The following is a 17118-nucleotide window of genomic DNA, read 5'->3' as shown; positions in this document are numbered from 1 at the left end:
CCCGGGGCGCGGTGAGGAGTGGCCGCGCCCCGGGCCGGTCGGTGGGGTCAGGACTGCTTCCGCTTGTGCTTGGCGCCCTTCACTCCGCCGCGGCCGCGCAGCGTGGTGCCGACCGAAAGCAGCAGGCTGTGGACGGTGCCGTACGAGTAGCCGTAGTGGTCGCGCAGGTTGCGGATGGACGACCCGGCGTAGTAGCGGGCCTGCATGTCCAGGGCGAGCCGTTCCCGGCCGTCGGCGGGGATCTTCGCGTGCGTCACTGTTCGCGGAGCCTTTCGTTCTCCCAGGCCTCGGCGTACTCCTCGACCTGGCGGGCGATGGCCTCCTCCGCGCACACCTTGTGTGCGGGCTTCCCGTCGCTGTCTCGCAGCGGGGTGAGGCCGGGGCAGTAGCGGCACCTCTTCTCGACGCCGGCCCAGTGGCCGCGCGTCCAGTCGAGGACGCCGGTCGGTGGCGGCTCGGGCCGCTTAGGCCGCCGGGGCTTGCGCGCGGCCACGGTCGTTGCTCAGCTGGGTGCGCTCGTCGGGGTCGAGGCCGCCCCAGATACCGACCGGCTCGCGGCGCGCGAGGGCACCTTCCAGGCACGGGGTGATGGCCGGGCAGCGGGCACAGACCCGCTTGGCAATGAGCGCGTCGAGCTTGCCGGGGCCGCGCCGCCAGTCCTCGGGGAACCACTGGTCGGGCTGCTGGTACTCGCCGCCCTTGCGGCACAGGGCGTCGTCACCCCACCATTCGGACCGGCTGTGCGTGGTCGGGGCGTCGTAGCTGGTGCGCATCAGCGGCCTCCTCGGGAGTCGTGTCCGGACGGGTCCGGGCCGGTGTCCGCCGACGTGTCCGGACACGTGTCCCGGCAGGTCAGCGGCTTGCAGCGAGTCAGAAGCAGGAGGGGCGCGGACGGAGTCCGGACGCGTGTCCGGGCACTGTCCGGCAGGACGATCCAGGCGAGGGCGAGCAGGATGATCGAGGCCACGGCGGACGGGCCCCACACCTGGGCGGCCGACAGGAACGCGTCCACGGCCATCCCCACGTCGAGCAAGGCGATGAACAGGCGCACGGTCACACCGGGACCCCCTCGTCGCGCCACCGACGGACCGTCTTGTCGACGCAGCCCAGACGCCGCGCCAGCTCGACCACAGGGATCTCCTCGCGGACGACGCCGAGCACGGGGTCGGCGAGCCGGAACGCCATCCGCTGCTCGTGCCGCCCCAACGAGGGATACGGCGGCTCGTCGCGCAGCGCGGTCCTGATCGCCACCAGGTCCATGCCGTGCAAGGTGAGCCGGCCGGGCTGGGCGGCCCGAAGGACGTCGTCCTCCAGGTGCTCGCCGGCCACGCACCGGCCCCGCGTACAGGTGCCCTCGACGCGGCCCACCGGCTCACGGCCGTGCTGCAGCCGGTAGGACAGCCTCCTGGCCGCGACCTTCCCCGCCATCGGCTTTCGGCCGTCTTCCCACCGGCCGAGCCACAGCCGGTGCCCTCCGGCAACCGGCATCGTCGTGGCGTCGAACTTCGCCTGCGTCCAGGTGTTCTGCCGGTACACCGGCATCCCGAGGTCGGCCCGGACCTGACGGACGAAGTCCTTGTACAGCCCGAGCCTGCGCGCGGCCTCGCAGTTCGAGATGTTGTGCTCCGCCTTCAGCAGGCGTGCCGCCCGCTCCCACCGCTCGGCGCGGGACTCACAGCCGGCCATCGAGCGCCTCCATCTCCTGGCGCAGCTCCTTGGCCCGCTCGCGCATCAACTGGTCGGACAGGTGCAGGCCCTCCACGCAGCGCGCGCGCTCGCACTCCACCCGGACCTGGCCGACCGGCTCGCGGCGGTGCTGGATACGGAAGGCGACCCGGTAGGCGCTGTCCTTGTGGCTGTACATCGGCACGTTGTCCTTGGAGAACCGGCCCCGCCAGCGGCGGTGGCCGTCCTCGATGACCACGGCCAGCTCGAAGTAGCGGCGCTCCACCTCGGCGGCCACCTCGCAGTCACCCGGCTTCACGGACCGCCGCTGCAGCTCCACGCGCACCGGCCACGGCCGCATCCCAAGGTCCTTACGGACCCGCCTCACGAACGCGGGCGCGCAGTGCAGCCGGTCCGCGATCTCGGCGTCCGGGGCGTTGTCCGTCTTCAGGGTGCGGGCGATGCTCTCCCAGCTCGCCCCGCGGCACCCGCTCATGACCGCACCGCCTTCCGGCGGTTGACCCTGTAGCAGTCCGCATCGCAGTACACCTGCGCACCCCGCGACGGCACGAACTCCTCCGTGCAGCCGGGACAGGTACGGGTGTTGTCGGTGCCCCGACGCATCGTGGAGACGTGCGGGCCGACCACGAGCACTGTGCGGGGGTGCTCGGGGTCGAGCTGGACCTCGACGTACTTCGCGGTGACCTGCGAGTCGTCCACCCACAAGATGCCGTTACCGGCATCGGCCACGTGTTTGAGCATGTTGTCGCCGTCGATGAGTTGCATGGACGACCGGAAGAAGACACAGCCGAGGGAGACATTGCCGGTCAGCGGGGCCCTCCGCCACCGCTGCCGCAGCCACCACTTCGTCGTCTCTTCGGCCTGCTTGTCCGCCGGGTCCTTGTACGCGCGGCCCTCCTTGTCGAAACGCGGCCGCGCCTTGCTGTGAGGCTCGCCGGGGTAGACCGTGCCCCACAGCTCGTCCGTACGGCCGGGGGCCAGGAAGCCCCCGATGTGCTCAGCCCGCTCGCGGTCCCCCGGCCGCGCCGTTGCCGAAACGGTCATCCCTCGCCCCCGGCCGGCTCGGGCCCCACCGGGGCGGCCGGGACGGTGACGATGCCGCCCGGCTTGTACAGCGGTGCCGGGACACGCGGGTTGCTGACCCCGAGCAGGACCACGTCCGCGTCGTGCACCGCCGCGGTGTTCGCGTACGCGTGGAGCGTCACGCCCGGCAGCTCGTCGGCGCCCAGGCCGGTGCTGGAGTTGGCCAGCTGGTACATCGGCACGTCGACCGTCGACTCGCCGCTGCGACGACCGAGGACGACCCGCGCCATCCGCGTCTTCTTGTCGACGTCCACGACGGTCACCGCGGTCGCCGCCCACTGCTGGACCCGGGCGTCGAGGTACAGGCGGCCGAACTGGGTCAGCCGTGGCTGGCCGCCGATCAGCTCGACGTAGCGGCGCAGCGTCAGTTGAGGCAGCAACTCGGCCTCATCGGTGACCGGCTGGTCGGTGGCGACCGTCCGCAGCAGGTTCTCGGCCGCCGCGTCGAGCGGCTTCATCTTCGCCGCGGTGACCGCGCGGATCCGCGCCATGTGCCAGGCCATCGTGCCGGGCGTCGTCTCCGCCGAGCACGGGCAGTCGGCGACCGTCGGGCGGGTCTCGTCGCTGGTGTGGCCCTCGCAGCGGCTCACGTCCGCACGGCCGCGCTCGCACAGGGCTGCCGAGCAGCACGGGCAGTTGGGGCAGTCGGCCTGCTTCGGCCGCACGTACTCGGGACCGAACGGCTCGTGGAAGGTGCCCTCTTCGTAGGTCATGGGATGTCCTGCCTGGCGATGGGGAGAGTGGTGGCGGCCGCCGCCCAGGACGCCCGGGCGGCGGCCGGGGGCCTGTCAGGCCGTGGAGGCCGAGGCCGGGAGGAGCGGCCAGTCGAACGGCGAGTCATCGACCTCGCCGCCGATGCTGGCCAGGTACTCGCGGAACTCCGCGTTCTGCTCCCGCGCCCACCGGGCCTGCAGCTCGTGCAGCTCCCCCAGCTCCTCGCGGGTCAGCCACGAATACCGGCGAGCGATCTTCGTGACGACGCCGCACGCGGCCTTGGCGTCCACCGCCGCGTTGTGCGCGCCGTCGAGCTTCACGCACCAGAAAGAGCAGAGGTCCTGCAGACGCCGCTTGCCCTTGCGGTACTTCTGGACCTTCTTGTCCAGCACGCGCGGGTCCAGAACGACCGGCGTCGAGTTCCACAGGCTCTTGACGCCGTGCCGCTCGCACTCGCGCTCCAGCAGCGTCAGGTCGAACGGCGCGTTCATCACCACCAGCGGCAGGCCGACGTCGCAGTAGGCGGCCAGGGCCGAGGTGATCTCCTGGATCACATCGGCGGCCGGGCGGCCCTCGGCCTGGGCCTGCGCCGTGGTGATGCCGTGGATACGGGTCGCCTCCGCGGGGATCTCCACCCCGTCGAGGTTCGACAGCCACGTCCGCGTCTCGGTCGTCTGCCCGCCGCCGTAGCGGACCACGGCGGCCGACACGATCCGGTCCCGGGCGACGTCGACGCCCGTGGTCTCCAGATCGAAGCCGATCAGCGGGAAGTCCAGCCAGGTCTTTCGCATATCGGTCACTTCCGTCCCTTGCGGGCCGCCCGCGTCGAACGACGGGGCTGCCTGCGCTTCTTGAGAGGCCGCGCCTTCGCGGGGGCCGGGGGAATGTCCTGGGACGCCTCCGCGGCGGTGTGGGCCCGCTCCGCCTCGACGAGGAGCCGGGCGGCCTCGGTGTCGGGGGCGTGCAGGATCTGCACCTGGCCCCGGTCGCCGGCGTCGTCGGCGTCGGCCAGCGCCCGCAGCTCGGCGGACTTCGGCACGACCCGGATCAGGCGGCGGATCGCACTCTTCTCCCACATCCGCTGGAAGAAGCGGTGCCAGTACGAGTCACGAGCCTCGGTCTCCTCGGCCCGCCGGTACGACTCGCTGTACTCGTCGCGGATCTCCTCGGCGTCCTCCCGCGTCAGCAGGATCACCTGGGAGCGCGCGCCGTTCTTGAGCCACGCGTACGCGTACGCGATGACGACCTCGCCGCGCTCTTTCTGCGACAGCCGCAGGTTCGGCCGGTGCACGAAATCCTCGGGCGCCTTCGCGGTCGGCACGTAGTCGAACTCGTCTTGCTCGCGGATCACGCCGACGTGCACCGACTCCACCAGGCCCGAGCGGTACATCAACTCGATGTAGCCCTGGTACATCGGCACGAAAGCCGCAGTGGTGCCCTGCCGGGTGATGGCGGCCTGGTGACCGTCCGGGATCAGCCCGAACCGCGCGCAGGTCAACAGCGTCTGCAGCACACTCGCCGGCTTGCACTTCGCCAGCGTCGGCAGCACCGAGCGGACGGCCGCGAAGAACGCGGCACTGTCCACGCAGGCGGGCAGGGCCCCCTCGAAGTGGCTGCGGTAGACGTTCAGCCACTCCATCACCGTGGCGGACATGGCGGGCTCAACCTGCTCGTGGCCCTTGATGTCCACGAGCTCGGCCGGGGAGTCCGGCGCCTGGCCGTGCTCCTCACCCGGCCCCGCCGAGGCCGGGATGCTCGCCTGACGGGCGGCGCGCAGACGGTCCTTCAGTGCGGTGCTCATGCTGATCCCTTCACGGAGGGCCGCAGCTGCCGGGCCCGGAACTCGGTGTAAACGGCCTTGTCAGGACCGGACTTGAGGGCGTCGACGTCGAGGACATCGACCGTCTTGCGGTACTTCGCAGCGATGTCGGGACGGGCCTTCTCGAGCCGCTTGGGCGCGAGGGTGCCGTTCTGCTTGTTCGTCCAGACGACCTCGCCGCTGGCGTTGCGGACGATCTCGTTCGCACCGGCGAGCAGCCGCATCTCGTTCTGAATCGTGCGGCGGGCCTCCTCGGCTGCCTTGACCGCCGCGTCTGCCGCCTCGAAGCGCTCCAGGATCGCCTTCGCCTGGTCGTCGTCCACCGTGGCGATCGACTCGGGCTTGACCTCCCACAGTTGGGCGAGGAGGTTCGCGGTGTCCTCCAGGCCGTCAGCGACCGGCGGGAAGCCCTCCACGATGTGCCGCTGGTACCACTGCTCGCAGTGCTCGACCAGCTCGCCGATGATCTCCTCGTCCCGCTCCAGCCGGAACCAGCGGAGCTTGTTGCCGCCGACCAGACCGGCGACGTAGCCGTGCTTCCAGCCGCCGACCGCCATCGCCCAGTAGCACTGGATCGCGGGGGCGTCGGGCGGGGTCTCGCCGTCCCAGTCCTTGATCTGGTACTCGCTGCGGTTCTTACACTCCACCGGAGCCACCACGGCGCCGGTGTCGTCCAGGGCGTACCTGTCGACGTTGACCTGCATCCACGGCCGCTCCAGGTTCTGCAGCGTGCCGGGCGGCATCGCGATCGGCACCCCGGACCGCTTCGAGAACAGGTGGGCGATGAAGCCCTCGATCTCGCGGCCGACCTCGGCGTACTCGGTGTCCTGATCGACCGTCCGCCCGTGCTTCTCCTCGTACACGCGGCGCGGGGAGTTGTACTTCCCGGCGAGGCCGAACAGGGCGGCGACGTCAGAGCCGCCGATGCCGTCGCGGCGGGTGGCCAGCCACCTCCGGTAGTACTCGGGGTCGTCCAGCGAACCGGACGGCAGGATCAGCCGCGCGGCCGGGGCGTCCGGCAGACCCGCGGTGGCGTCCTCGCGCGTGAGGGTTGCTGTAGTCACCTGCGCCGCCCCCTCTCGTGGTTACCGGGGCGGATCGGACCGTCGACCCACGCGCCGGCCCTGCCGGTCTTCAGCGCCTCCTCGTCCTGGCTGTTGAGGTAGAGCAGGGCCGACCGCGCAGACACGTTGGACCGGCCCATGAGGACCCGGTGGAACGCGGCCACCTCGACGGCCGCCGCTTTGTGCCCGGCCTCCTCCAGCAGCTCCACTGCCGTATGCGCGCTGACCCGGACGTTCTCCTCGACTGCGCGGGCAAGCAGGTTGACGGCGGCTTCGTAACGACCACCCGGCACGCCACGCAGCGACTTCCTGCCGTCGCCGGCCGCCCTGCGGGTGGAAAGCCGATGGGCCTCAGCGATCACGCCGGGGTAGGTGTCCCGGTGCCCGCACGCGTTGTCCCAGGCGTCACGGACCAGGTGGACGCCGTCGCGGACGAACCGGTCGTTGCGTAGCTCGCCCCGCGGACCCCCGCACGCCGGGCAGTACGGGTAGATCTCCACCGCCCGGATGCGCACGCCCGAGTAGCCAGGCTGGCTGCCGTAGTCCGGCACCCGCACCCACAGGGACTCGGGCATCGGCTTCGTCTCGACGCCGATGATGTAGCGCACCCAGACGGCAGCGTTTCCGCCGGCGAGGTGAGCTGCGTATGTCTCGTAGGCCGCCTGGGGCTGGTACGAGCGGATCCGCCCGTCGCGGATCATGCGGACAACGTGCTCTGCGGCCTGGCCGGTGCGGTAGTCGTTGCAGTGCAGCCATTGACCGGGGTGCGTCTGGGCGTCGGCGGCAACGGCCAGGTGGTCAAGGCCGTTCGGCTTGCGCGGCGCGTCCTTGCGGGGCCGTGGGGCCCTACTCCTGGTCACTTCACGTCTCCGTTCTCCGAGCTGACGCGCGGACCGGGCAGCGGATGTGCGGCCAGTGCCTTGCGGGCCGCCCGCGACGAGGGATGCCGCAGCGGGGCACACAGGGGGCAGAGGTTCGACTTGTGGCTCACGACAGATCACCGCCCCTGCGGGGGTGAGGGACCCGCGCGCCGTGCGCGGATCGGTCGGTGCGCGCCCGGCCGACGACGATGGAGACCACCAGAAGGAGGAAGCACGCAGCCATCAGGCCGAGGATCAGCTCGTCCCTCACCGGCCACCTCCGCCTGGGAGGCAGACCAGCTCGCCGAGCGAGCGGGAGGCGAACAGCTCGCGCAGGTCGGCGGAGGTCAGGCCGTGGTCGTCGGGCAGCGGGTAGCTCGCCCACGCCTCGACGTTCACGCCGTCGAAGGAGGTGACGAGCTGGGCGACGCCCTGACGGTCGTCACCCCGGTTCAGGACAGAGCGGATGACCGTGCCGCCCATCGCCGCAGCGCAGACGTCGATGATCTCGCCCTGGCCGGACTCGGCGACCTGGCGGGCGCTCAGCACGCCCGGCGTCTCGCCGACGGTCCACACGAGCCCGGTCAACTGCGGGTGTTGGACGAGGAGGTGAGCGAGCGCCACGGCTGGCGCCTGCTCGGGGCTAACATGCGGGTTCACGGAAACCTCGATTCAGCGGATTGAGGTGGCCTGGTTCGCGGGGCTGTCGGACCCGGCACGGTCTGGCGGCCCCGCAGCCGCATCACTTCGCGGCAGTTCTGCGCCCGGACGGCTTGATGGATCGCAGCGTCGGAACGGGCTCGGTCTTCTCGGAGTCGTTGGGCTGCAAGGCGGCCCGCACGGACTCCGGGATGACGGTGAACATCTGGAGAATCAGCCGCAGGTCGCAGTCGCAGAAGACCGTCGATTCGCCGATCTTGATGTGCGGCAGCGTGCTGATGTGGCGCTCGAGGTACGACTTCTTGCAGCCGAGCTTCTCGGCCGCCTGGTCGTAGTCGAAGCATTGGACCGCCACGCACGTGCAGTGCGGGCGCCGGACGCCGGCCAGAGGTCGGATCGCCGTCGTCATGCCGGTACCGCCTCGGGGGCGGCCTGGCCGGGCACTCGCAGCGGGGTTCCGTCCGAGCGGATGACCAGGTCCTCGATGCGCAGCCCGTAGGCGTCGGACAGGGCGATCAGCGTCTCGACCGTCGGCGTCGCGCCGGCGAGCAGCCGGGAGATGGTCGACTCGGCGACACCGATCCGCTGCGCGATCTTGCGAGCGGTGTCGTCACCGACCTTTTCCGTCTTCTTCTCCAGAGCTTGCGTGTGAAGGCGGGGCCTGGACACGTTCACTCCTCTCACGTTGAGGCTTGCGCGGACGCAAGCCTTGCGTGAGAGACAACCTAGAGCCTGTCTTGCGCGCACGCAAGACAGATCAAAAAATGGATTCCGGGTGTGTCGTTCCGGCGCGAACACCCCCGCGCACTACCCCACTGGCCTGCATGTATCCGATTCCCCCGTCTTGACCTGCGGGCTTGCGTGCGCGCAAGCCGTAGACCCTGGCTCGCGCGCACGTTAACCTCGGGGGCCATGCGGAGCATGGAAGATCAAACGGATCAGGTAGCAAGGCGCTTCGGCGCCCTGGTTACCGAATACGCACAGCGGGCCGGGTACGACGTGAGACCTGGCGGAGGAGGCCGCGCCGCCTTGGCGCGCGACCTCGGCATGAGCCAGTCGGCCGTCGGCCGGTTCCTGGACGGAAAAAGCCTGCCTCATCCCCAGAAATTTGCATCTATCGCACAAATCCTCAGCATTGATGTGCGCAACCTTTTGGTTGAAGCGGGAGTCATCTCCGCCAATGCATGGCCTGAAGGCGCCACTCCGGATGTACTCTCGGTTACTCCACAGTCACAACCGCTCACTCCAGAGGCGGCGATGGACGCCTGGGGTATCCGAGACGCGATGATCCGCAGCATGCTGCTGTCGCAGATCCACACCGCACGACAGCTGCAAGCGAGGCAGGCCGGAGAGGACGGCGACTCCAGCGAGGGAGGCGCCGCAGCAAGGGGGTAACGGGGATGCCGGGAAAGACCGCAGCAAGCGCCGTGGGGGGATTCGCCGCCGGTCTGCTACTCGCAGTAGCCGACATTGACGGCATCTCGACCGACGACATCTCAGGAAAACTGCTGCTGGTCGGACTCCTGTTTCTCCCAGCCAGCATCGTCACCGCGGTCGCCATGACGGCGCTACGCCGGTGGCTCGCAGCCGAAGACGCGCGTCGCAGACGGGACGTCGAGAACCTCACCGAACAACGCCGACTGCTTCGGTGGGACTTCAACCGCCGCTCCAGAGAACTGGACGAGCGCGAGGACCGGCTAAATCGTCTCTCCGAGTCTGACCAGGACTCATACCGGCGTCTCGTCATTCGCCTTGATCAGGCATACACCGAGATCGCCGAGCTGCAGCACGCCTACAAACTCCTGGAGGAGGAGAACGAGGAGCTGTGCAGCGACTTCACCGGCCTGGTGATGGGCCACATGCAGGAGCGCGCTGACAACTTCTCCCGGCGTCAGCGCACTTCGTCGCGCCGCCCGGCACTGCCCGAGCGGCAGCGGGCTCGGGCGGAAGGCACCGTGCCGAAGATCCCACGCTCGCGCCGGATCCAACGGCAGCCGCAGGACGAGCCGCAGCACCACAGCCGGCCCGCCGAAGGCTAACGCGAGCAACACCGGAGCCCCCACGGGGGCCCCTTCGGTTTGCCTCAGGTCAGGCGACCGGCTCGCCCGAGCCGCCGCGCGCCGGATGCGCGCTGACCGCACTCAGCGCCTCTTCGCGGACCCTGGCGAAAGCGGCCGTCACCTTCTCTCGGGTGCAGCCCCACGCCGTGGCCCGGGTCAGCGCCAGCATGCCAGGCTCGTGCGTCACGCTCGTCAGGACATCGCGGCCCGTGAACCGGTCTTCCCATTCCCACGTCCAGCGGTCGGCGACCGACTCGATGTCCACGCCGGTACTGAAGGGAGAGCCGTCGAGCATGTAGAGCGCGGAACCGATCCAGATGCGCAGACGCTGCGGCATCTCGGAGCGCACGTCCTTGAGACCGTTGGTCTGCTGTCGCCGCCACCAGTCTGCCGCCATCGTCTCGACGCGGACGAAGTCCTCGGGGTGATCGAGCTGCCATTGATCGGCAACCGCCGACGCATCGCTGTGGGACCAGAATGCCTGGACGTAGCTCTTGGACTCACCGTCCATGTGCACGACGTGTACGCGGCTGCGATCGTTGCGATCCTCGGCCTCCATCAGGCCGACTTCCGGCGGCCTGCGCCCGAGCGACCTATCGATGACCACCATGGCCTCGTCATCGGCCTCCGGCAGCAGGTGGCCGTAGGTGTCGGACGTCGTCTTGATCGACTCGTGGCCGAGGCGCCGCTGCACGTACGTCAGGCCGCGGCCCTCGGAGATGAGGACGGCGGCATGCGAGTGCCGCAAGTCGTGCGGGGTCGGGTTCTTGTACTGCGGCAGCAGGCCACGAGCCTTCGCCCGGACCACCGCGCGCATCCACCGGTCGTAGAACGTCGAGTAGTGCAGCCTCTGGCCAGCCTCGCCTGTGAAGAACAGGCGCTCGCCGTTCTGGAGGTTCTCGCCACCGAGCCTCTGCACCGAATCCACCACGGACAGGGACACCCGGATGGTGCGGCGGGACTTCTTGGACTTCGGCGCCCCGATCTTGTACCCGCCGCTGCCGTCCTTCTTCCAGGCCCGCATGACGCGGATTTTCGGCTTGCCGGTGTTCCAGTCGATCAGCTGCGCGGGACACAGCGCGCTGATCTCGCCCCAGCGCATGCCGGTGCCGTACTTGATGATGCACAACTCCCGGTCGCTGCGGCGCTCCAGGCATTCGAGGATGCCTTCCACCTCGTCAGGTGTCAGGAACTCGATGTCCTCGCCGTCTGCGCTGTCGTCGTCAGTGCGAGGCAGCCGGGTCAGCTCGCAGGGGTTGCGGGCCCGCAGAGGCGGCTCCGCTTCGACCGCGCGCTGCAACACCGAGAACAGCAGGCCGTGCAGGTTGCGGATCGTCTTGGGCGACATCGTCCGCCACTTCGGCTCACCGTTCTTCGGCTTCTGCCCCTTGTGGACCTTCGTCTGCTCCAGCTTCCGCACCCATGCCTGGATGGTGTCGTGCGAGAAGTGCTCGACCGAGCGGACGTCGCAGTGCTCGAACGTCGGGAAGATCCACCGGGCCAGGTCGCCCTTGCATGCCTCGCGGTAGTGGTCCTCGACGCCGGTCTTGTTCTCCACGAAGGTGAGGGCGTACTCGCGGAAGCGGTAGCGCCGCTCGTCGGTCTCGCCGGCGTTCGGGTCGACGTAGCCGACGCCCTTCACCCACCCGGGCGGCCACTGCTGCCCGCAGTCGTTGACGGCCTGGCAGAAGATTTCGGCGGCCTTTCGGCCATCCTCGCCGCCGTCGAAGCGCTCGGTCTGCCACGGGGCGGTCCTGCCGCCTCCGAGGCGCCACTTCACCTGGTGGCTGACGACCTCGCCGATCTTGTTTGTGCGGGAAATCACGCTCGCCATGACGGGAGGGTACGCGCTGCGTTCCCGCCGTGTTCCCGCTTCCAGACAAGCCGGATGCGGGAACACGGCGTTTGCACTGGTCACAAGCGGTGAGGAGAGTGGTGCCCGGAGCCGGACTTGAACCGGCACGCCCGCGAAGGGGCAGCGAGGTTTAAGCTCGCCGTGTCTGCATTCCACCATCCGGGCAGGCCATGGGCTCCGCTTCGAGGGTCCGAGCCTATCGGGACGCATCCCCCGAACAGCGGAACGTCGGACCGATGTTGTCTTATTTTATTGACGCCTGAGGGTGCATCAGACCATGGAACTCGCCATCCGCACTTGCCAGTAGCGTGACGTGACGCATGTGCGCCTGTATGTGAAATGACGGAATTTCACCGTCTGAAGAAGGGCGCTCTCCCTGTTATCGGTGCCGGGGCCCTCTCTTCGCCTCAGGGTCCGGGGTCCTCCCCAGGTATGACACGGCACCCGCCCGGTCCGACCCGAGTCGCCCCCGGGAACCGGAACAGCGGCTGACTTCCCGGGCCCCGGGCACCGGGACGATAGAGAAGTCCCCACGACCTATCGTCCCGAGGAGCACCGTCCCGTGACCACCACACCCACCGCAGGCACGGCCACCGCCGTGGCCGCTCGCGCCACGGAGCTGTCGAAGATCTACGGGCAGGGTGAGACCCGGGTGGTCGCCCTGGACCGGGTCTCCGTCGACTTCCGGCAGGCCGAGTTCACCGCGATCATGGGCCCCTCGGGTTCCGGCAAGTCCACCCTGATGCACTGCGTGGCCGGCCTCGACACCTTCTCCTCCGGCTCCGTGCGCATCGGCGACACCGAGCTGGGCTCGCTGAAGGACAAGCAGCTCACCAAGTTGCGCCGGGACAAGATCGGCTTCATCTTCCAGGCCTTCAACCTGCTGCCGACCCTGACCGCGCTGGAGAACATCACCCTCCCGATGGACATAGCCGGGCGCAAGCCCGACAAGGCCTGGCTGGACCAGGTCATCTCGATGGTGGGTCTGTCCGGACGGCTGAGCCACCGGCCGTCCCAGCTGTCCGGCGGCCAGCAGCAGCGCGTCGCCGTCGCCCGCGCCCTGGCCTCCAAGCCGGAGATCATCTTCGGTGACGAGCCGACCGGAAACCTCGACTCGCGCTCCGGCGCCGAGGTCCTCGGCTTCCTGCGCAACTCCGTGCGCGAGCTGGGCCAGACGGTGGTCATGGTGACCCACGACCCGGTGGCCGCCGCCTACGCGGACCGCGTGATCTTCCTGGCCGACGGCCGGATCGTGGACGAGCTGTACGGCCCGACCGCCGACTCGGTCCTCGACACCATGAAGCAGTTCGACGCGAAGGGCCGGACCAGCTGATGTTCCGCACCGCCCTGCGCAACGTCCTCGCGCACAAGGCCCGGCTGCTGATGACGGTGCTCGCCGTCATGCTCGGCGTGGCCTTCGTCTCCGGGACGCTCGTCTTCACCAACACCATCTCCGACGCCTACCAGAACAGCTCCGCCAAGGGCTTCGATCACGTCGACGTCGCCGTCGTACCGAAGTACCAGGACTCCGAGGGCGACAAGGTCGGCAAGCCGGCGGACCTCACCCAGGCCACGCTCGACAAGGCCGCCAAGGTGCCCGGCGCCGCCTCCGCCACCGGGGTGGTCAGCGGCTTCACCGCCGTCGCGGACAAGCACGGCAAGCTCGCAGGCGGCAACTGGCAGTCGGCCGGCGGCAATTACTGGGGCACCAAGGACGCCCGGTACCCGCTGACCAGCGGCCACGCGCCGCACGGCGCGAACGAGGTGCTGCTCGACGCCAAGACCGCCCAGCGGGCCGGCTACAAGGTCGGCGACACCGTGCGGCTCTCGGTCGACGGCCCCGTGCTCACCCCGACCGTCGCCGGCATCTTCACCACCGACGACGGCAACGTGACAGCGGGCGGCAGCCTCGCCCTGTTCGACACGCCGACCGCACAGAAGCTGTTCGGCAAGCACGGCACCTACGACGAGATCGACGTCAAGGCGAAGCCGGGCACCGGCCAGGCCGCGCTCAAGGAGGCGCTCGACGCGGCGCTGCCCGCGCACCAGGTGAAGACCACCACCGGCCGGCAGCTCGCCGACGACCAGGCGAAGACGATCGCCGACTCGATGAGCGGCCTGAAGCAGGGCCTGCTGGTGTTCGCCGGGATCGCCCTGTTCGTCGGCACGTTCATCATCGCCAACACCTTCACCATGCTGGTCGCCCAGCGCACCAAGGAACTGGCCCTGATGCGGGCGGTCGGCGCCTCCCGCCGCCAGGTCACCCGCTCGGTGCTGATCGAGGCGTTCGTGGTCGGCGCGATCGCCGGTGTGGCCGGTCTGGTGGCCGGTATCGGCATCGGCGCGGGCCTGCGCGCCCTGGTGGGCTCCTTCGGCGCGAGCATGCCGGACGGGCCGCTCGTGATCAGCCCGGGGACCGTGGTGGCCGCCCTCGCGGTCGGCATCCTCATCACCATGCTCGCCGCCTGGCTGCCCGGCCGCCGGGCCGCCAAGATCCCGCCGGTGGCGGCGATGAACAGCGTGCACGCCACGGCGACCACCAAGTCGCTGGTGCTGCGCAACACGATCGGCGCGCTGTTCACGGCGGCCGGTGCCGCGGTGATCGTCGCCGCCACCTCGATGGACGCCTCCTCCGGCGAGGCCCCGATGGGTCTCGGCGCCGTCCTGCTGATCATCGGCGTGTTCGTGCTGACCCCGCTGCTGTCCCGCCCGCTGATCGCGGCCGCCGCCCCGCTGCTGCGCGCGTTCGGTGTCTCGGGCAAGCTGGCCCGCCAGAACTCGGTGCGCAACCCGCGCCGTACGGCCGCCACCGCCTCCGCGCTGATGATCGGACTGACCCTGATCACCGGTATGACGGTGATGGCGGGCAGCCTCCAGTCGTCCATCGACAAGATGGCCGCCTCCGCGATCCGCGCCGACTACGTGGTCTCCATGGCGAACGGCTCGCCGCTCTCCCCGGACGTGGCGAAGAAGATCGCGGCCACCGACGGCGTGAGCGCCAGCAGCCCGCTGCGCAACGCCGAGACCCGCATCGACGGCACCACCGAGTACGTGACCGGTGTCGACGGCGCGTCCATCGCCGAGCTGACGGACCTGAAGGTCGACCGGGGCAGCTTCACGATCGGCGGCGACCGTGTCGTCGTGGACAAGGTCCGGGCCGAGGAGTACGGCTGGAAGACCGGCTCGCGCTTCACCGCCCACTTCGAGGACGGCAAGGCGCAGACCCTGACGGTCGCCGGGATCTACGACGGCAACGACATGATCCGCGGCATCATGCTCGACAACAAGGTGCTCACCCCGCATCTGAGCAGGCCCACCGACATGCAGGTCATGGTCAAGACGGCGAACGGCGCCTCGACCGCGACCAAGGACCGGCTGACGAGCGCCCTGGGCACCAACCCGGCGATCAAGATCCAGGACAAGAAGGACATCTCCAACGACATCGCGCAGATGTTCACCATGATGCTGAACATGGTCTACGGCCTGCTCGGCATGGCGGTGATCGTCGCGGTCCTCGGTGTCATCAACACCCTGGCGATGTCGGTGTTCGAGCGCTCCCAGGAGATCGGCATGCTCCGTGCGATCGGCCTGGACCGCCGGTCGGTCAAGCGGATGGTCCGCCTGGAGTCCCTGGTGATCTCGCTCTTCGGCGGTGTGCTCGGCATCGGACTCGGCGTGTTCTTCGGCTGGGCGGCCGGTGAGCTGCTCGGCACCAAGATGCCCACGTACGAACTGGTCCTGCCCTGGGGCCGGCTGGTGCTCTTCCTGGCGCTGGCGGGCGTGGTCGGCATCCTGGCCGCCCTGTGGCCGGCCCGTCGCGCGGCCAGGCTGAACATGCTGACGGCCATCAAGGCCGAGTAGCGCCCGGCATCGGCAAGGGGCCCCGTTCCGTCAACCGGAGCGGGGCCCCTTCGTCGTACCGCGGGGATCAAACCTGCCAGGTGCGGGTGCGCGGCGGCAGTACGGAGGCGCCCGAGGGCGGGGTGCGGACCGCGAGGACCTGGTTGACGCCGATGCGGTTGTGCTCGAAGGCGAGCGCGGAGGCGGCCATGTACAGCTGCCACACGCGCGCCCGGCCGGGGCTGGTCAGACGGACCGCGCGGTCCCAGTCGGCCTCCAGGTTGGTCACCCACTCGCGCAGGGTGCGGCCGTAGTGCTCGCGCAGCGCCTCCACGTCGCGCACCTCGAACCCGGCGAGCTCCAGCTGGGTGACGGTGGTGCCGATGGGGGCGAGTTCGCCGTCCGGGAAGACATAGGCGTCGATGAACTCGTCGACGCTGTAGGCCGTTTCGTCGGTCTGCGGACGGCGGGCGATCTGGTGGTTGAGCAGCCGCCCGCCGGGCTTCAGCAGGCCGTACAGCTGTCGCGCGTACTCCAGGTAGCGTTCGGCGCCCACATGCTCGGCCATGCCGATGGAGGAGATGGCGTCGAAGGGGCCGTCGGAGACGTCCCGGTAGTCCTGGACCCTGATCTCCACCTTGTCGGTCAGGCCCTCGTCCGCGATGCGCTTGCGGGCGTAGCCGGCCTGTTCCTGGGAGAGGGTGACGCCGACGACGCTCACGCCGTGCTCACGGGCCGCGTGCAGGGCCATGGAGCCCCATCCGCAGCCGACGTCCAGCAGCCGCTGGCCCTCCCGGAGACCGAGCTTGCGGCAGACCAGTTCGAGCTTGTCGCGCTGGGCGGCCTCCAGGGTGGTGTCCTCGTCGAAGGTCTCCCAGTAGGCGCAGGAGTACACCATGGAGGGGCCGAGGACGAGCTCGTAGAAGTCGTTGCCGACGTCGTAGTGGTGGCTGATGGCCCGTCTGTCGCTGTGCCGGGTGTGCAGATGGCGGGGCCTGCGGACCTCCTCCTGCGGCGGCGCGGGCGGCAGCGGCGGCCCGGCGAGCTTCAGCAGCTCGCGGCCCGCGGCCCGGACGGCCGGATCGCGCAGCGCCTGGAGGAGCGTGCGGTCGTCGCCGTCGCGCTCCCAGATCAGTCCCGACATGGCATCCAGCGCGGTGTACAGGTCGCCCTCGATGGCCAGGTCGCCGGAGACCCAGGCGCGCGCCAGGCCCAGCTCCCCCGGTTTGAACAGAATGCGGCGCAGAGCGCGCCGGTTGCGCACGACGAGCGTGGGGGCGCCCGGGGGTCCGGCCTGTGATCCGTCCCAGGCCCGCAGCCGTACCGGGAGCGGAACCCCCAGTACCTGCTCGGCAAGACTGCTCAGCCGCGACGCGGCGTCTGCCATGACGCACACCTCCAAGACGAGATCCCGGATGCCGGATACCACGTAAACACCGTGGGGCCGTCCGCACAGTCCCGCGAAGGAGTTACGACT

The 17118-nt window shown here is 69.7% G+C and carries 22 protein-coding genes and 1 tRNA gene; 4 read left to right on the top strand and 19 right to left on the bottom strand.

The window, feature by feature from the left end; translation table 11 throughout:
• Nucleotides 1-47 precede the first annotated feature (47 nt).
• From HEP81_RS22740 to HEP81_RS22665, 16 genes are all read right to left on the bottom strand, one after another.
• Entirely contained in the window at nucleotides 48-257 is a 210-nt protein-coding gene (locus tag HEP81_RS22740; RefSeq protein ID WP_037653690.1) for a helix-turn-helix domain-containing protein, read from the bottom strand.
• Nucleotides 254-493, bottom strand: coding sequence for a hypothetical protein (locus HEP81_RS22735; protein WP_037653692.1), 240 nt, complete (start codon nucleotides 491-493; stop codon nucleotides 254-256). Before HEP81_RS22735 ends, HEP81_RS22740 begins: the two co-directional genes overlap by 4 nt.
• Nucleotides 465-773, bottom strand: a complete 309-nt coding sequence (locus HEP81_RS22730; RefSeq protein WP_051850040.1) for a WhiB family transcriptional regulator — start codon at nucleotides 771-773, stop codon at nucleotides 465-467. Before HEP81_RS22730 ends, HEP81_RS22735 begins: the two co-directional genes overlap by 29 nt.
• Nucleotides 773-1057 carry a hypothetical protein gene (locus tag HEP81_RS22725; RefSeq protein ID WP_037653694.1) on the bottom strand — a complete coding sequence of 95 codons (285 nt, stop codon included), beginning with the start codon at nucleotides 1055-1057 and terminating at the stop codon, nucleotides 773-775. Before HEP81_RS22725 ends, HEP81_RS22730 begins: the two co-directional genes overlap by 1 nt.
• Nucleotides 1054-1686 carry a hypothetical protein gene (locus HEP81_RS22720; RefSeq protein WP_037653696.1) on the bottom strand — a complete coding sequence of 211 codons (633 nt, stop codon included), beginning with the start codon at nucleotides 1684-1686 and terminating at the stop codon, nucleotides 1054-1056. Before HEP81_RS22720 ends, HEP81_RS22725 begins: the two co-directional genes overlap by 4 nt.
• On the bottom strand, nucleotides 1673-2161 hold the full coding sequence (locus HEP81_RS22715; protein ID WP_037653697.1) for a hypothetical protein: 489 nt from the start codon (nucleotides 2159-2161) through the stop codon (nucleotides 1673-1675). Before HEP81_RS22715 ends, HEP81_RS22720 begins: the two co-directional genes overlap by 14 nt.
• Nucleotides 2158-2730, bottom strand: a complete 573-nt coding sequence (locus tag HEP81_RS22710; protein ID WP_051850041.1) for a RusA family crossover junction endodeoxyribonuclease — start codon at nucleotides 2728-2730, stop codon at nucleotides 2158-2160. The genes HEP81_RS22715 and HEP81_RS22710 overlap by 4 nt, the downstream gene beginning before the upstream one ends.
• Complete coding sequence (locus tag HEP81_RS22705) at nucleotides 2727-3482, bottom strand: hypothetical protein (protein WP_037653698.1); 756 nt, start codon at nucleotides 3480-3482, stop codon at nucleotides 2727-2729. The genes HEP81_RS22710 and HEP81_RS22705 overlap by 4 nt, the downstream gene beginning before the upstream one ends.
• 75 nt (nucleotides 3483-3557) lie before the next feature.
• Complete coding sequence (locus tag HEP81_RS22700; protein WP_037653699.1) at nucleotides 3558-4274, bottom strand: exonuclease domain-containing protein; 717 nt, start codon at nucleotides 4272-4274, stop codon at nucleotides 3558-3560.
• 5 nt (nucleotides 4275-4279) lie between these two features.
• Nucleotides 4280-5284, bottom strand: coding sequence for a RecT family recombinase (locus tag HEP81_RS22695; protein WP_037653701.1), 1005 nt, complete (start codon nucleotides 5282-5284; stop codon nucleotides 4280-4282).
• Nucleotides 5281-6366, bottom strand: coding sequence for a YqaJ viral recombinase family nuclease (locus tag HEP81_RS22690; RefSeq protein ID WP_037653702.1), 1086 nt, complete (start codon nucleotides 6364-6366; stop codon nucleotides 5281-5283). Before HEP81_RS22690 ends, HEP81_RS22695 begins: the two co-directional genes overlap by 4 nt.
• Nucleotides 6363-7226 carry a hypothetical protein gene (locus HEP81_RS22685; RefSeq protein WP_037653703.1) on the bottom strand — a complete coding sequence of 288 codons (864 nt, stop codon included), beginning with the start codon at nucleotides 7224-7226 and terminating at the stop codon, nucleotides 6363-6365. The genes HEP81_RS22690 and HEP81_RS22685 overlap by 4 nt, the downstream gene beginning before the upstream one ends.
• Before the next feature lie 127 nt (nucleotides 7227-7353).
• Nucleotides 7354-7497, bottom strand: coding sequence for a hypothetical protein (locus HEP81_RS22680; RefSeq protein WP_157854388.1), 144 nt, complete (start codon nucleotides 7495-7497; stop codon nucleotides 7354-7356).
• Nucleotides 7494-7850 carry a hypothetical protein gene (locus tag HEP81_RS22675; protein ID WP_037653704.1) on the bottom strand — a complete coding sequence of 119 codons (357 nt, stop codon included), beginning with the start codon at nucleotides 7848-7850 and terminating at the stop codon, nucleotides 7494-7496. The genes HEP81_RS22680 and HEP81_RS22675 overlap by 4 nt, the downstream gene beginning before the upstream one ends.
• Nucleotides 7851-7968: 118 nt before the next feature.
• Entirely contained in the window at nucleotides 7969-8241 is a 273-nt protein-coding gene (locus tag HEP81_RS22670; RefSeq protein WP_243279555.1) for a hypothetical protein, read from the bottom strand.
• Nucleotides 8242-8291: 50 nt separating this feature from the next.
• The gene (locus HEP81_RS22665) at nucleotides 8292-8555 is read right to left on the bottom strand and encodes a helix-turn-helix transcriptional regulator (protein ID WP_037653707.1); all 264 of its coding nucleotides are present in this window, start codon (nucleotides 8553-8555) and stop codon (nucleotides 8292-8294) included.
• Between the two features lie 243 nt (nucleotides 8556-8798).
• Here HEP81_RS22665 and HEP81_RS22660 point away from each other — a divergent pair, with 243 nt between their 5' ends.
• Both HEP81_RS22660 and HEP81_RS22655 read left to right on the top strand, forming a co-directional pair.
• Nucleotides 8799-9281: a helix-turn-helix domain-containing protein gene (locus tag HEP81_RS22660; protein ID WP_078967252.1), complete on the top strand. Its 483-nt coding sequence runs from the start codon at nucleotides 8799-8801 to the stop codon at nucleotides 9279-9281.
• 5 nt (nucleotides 9282-9286) lie between these two features.
• On the top strand, nucleotides 9287-9925 hold the full coding sequence (locus HEP81_RS22655; RefSeq protein ID WP_157854391.1) for a hypothetical protein: 639 nt from the start codon (nucleotides 9287-9289) through the stop codon (nucleotides 9923-9925).
• 49 nt (nucleotides 9926-9974) lie between these two features.
• Here the strand turns inward: HEP81_RS22655 and HEP81_RS22650 are convergent, their stop codons facing one another.
• Complete coding sequence (locus HEP81_RS22650) at nucleotides 9975-11846, bottom strand: tyrosine-type recombinase/integrase (protein WP_243279550.1); 1872 nt, start codon at nucleotides 11844-11846, stop codon at nucleotides 9975-9977.
• 33 nt (nucleotides 11847-11879) lie between these two features.
• Nucleotides 11880-11966, bottom strand: a tRNA-Leu gene (locus HEP81_RS22645).
• Between the two features lie 397 nt (nucleotides 11967-12363).
• Between HEP81_RS22645 and HEP81_RS22640 the strand changes: the two genes are divergently transcribed.
• Together HEP81_RS22640 and HEP81_RS22635 are read left to right on the top strand one after the other, a co-directional pair.
• Nucleotides 12364-13134, top strand: a complete 771-nt coding sequence (locus HEP81_RS22640) for an ABC transporter ATP-binding protein (protein ID WP_037653710.1) — start codon at nucleotides 12364-12366, stop codon at nucleotides 13132-13134.
• Nucleotides 13134-15662 carry an ABC transporter permease gene (locus HEP81_RS22635; protein WP_037653711.1) on the top strand — a complete coding sequence of 843 codons (2529 nt, stop codon included), beginning with the start codon at nucleotides 13134-13136 and terminating at the stop codon, nucleotides 15660-15662. The genes HEP81_RS22640 and HEP81_RS22635 overlap by 1 nt, the downstream gene beginning before the upstream one ends.
• Nucleotides 15663-15729: 67 nt before the next feature.
• On the opposite strand, the gene HEP81_RS22630 is transcribed toward HEP81_RS22635, so the two are convergent.
• Nucleotides 15730-17028, bottom strand: a complete 1299-nt coding sequence (locus HEP81_RS22630; RefSeq protein ID WP_037653712.1) for an SAM-dependent methyltransferase — start codon at nucleotides 17026-17028, stop codon at nucleotides 15730-15732.
• Between the last annotated feature and the right edge of the window lie 90 nt (nucleotides 17029-17118).

This window comes from Streptomyces griseofuscus (genome assembly GCF_014673495.1).
Classification (GTDB): Bacteria; Actinomycetota; Actinomycetes; order Streptomycetales; family Streptomycetaceae; genus Streptomyces; species Streptomyces murinus.
This window is presented reverse-complemented; position numbering and strand designations above follow the sequence as displayed.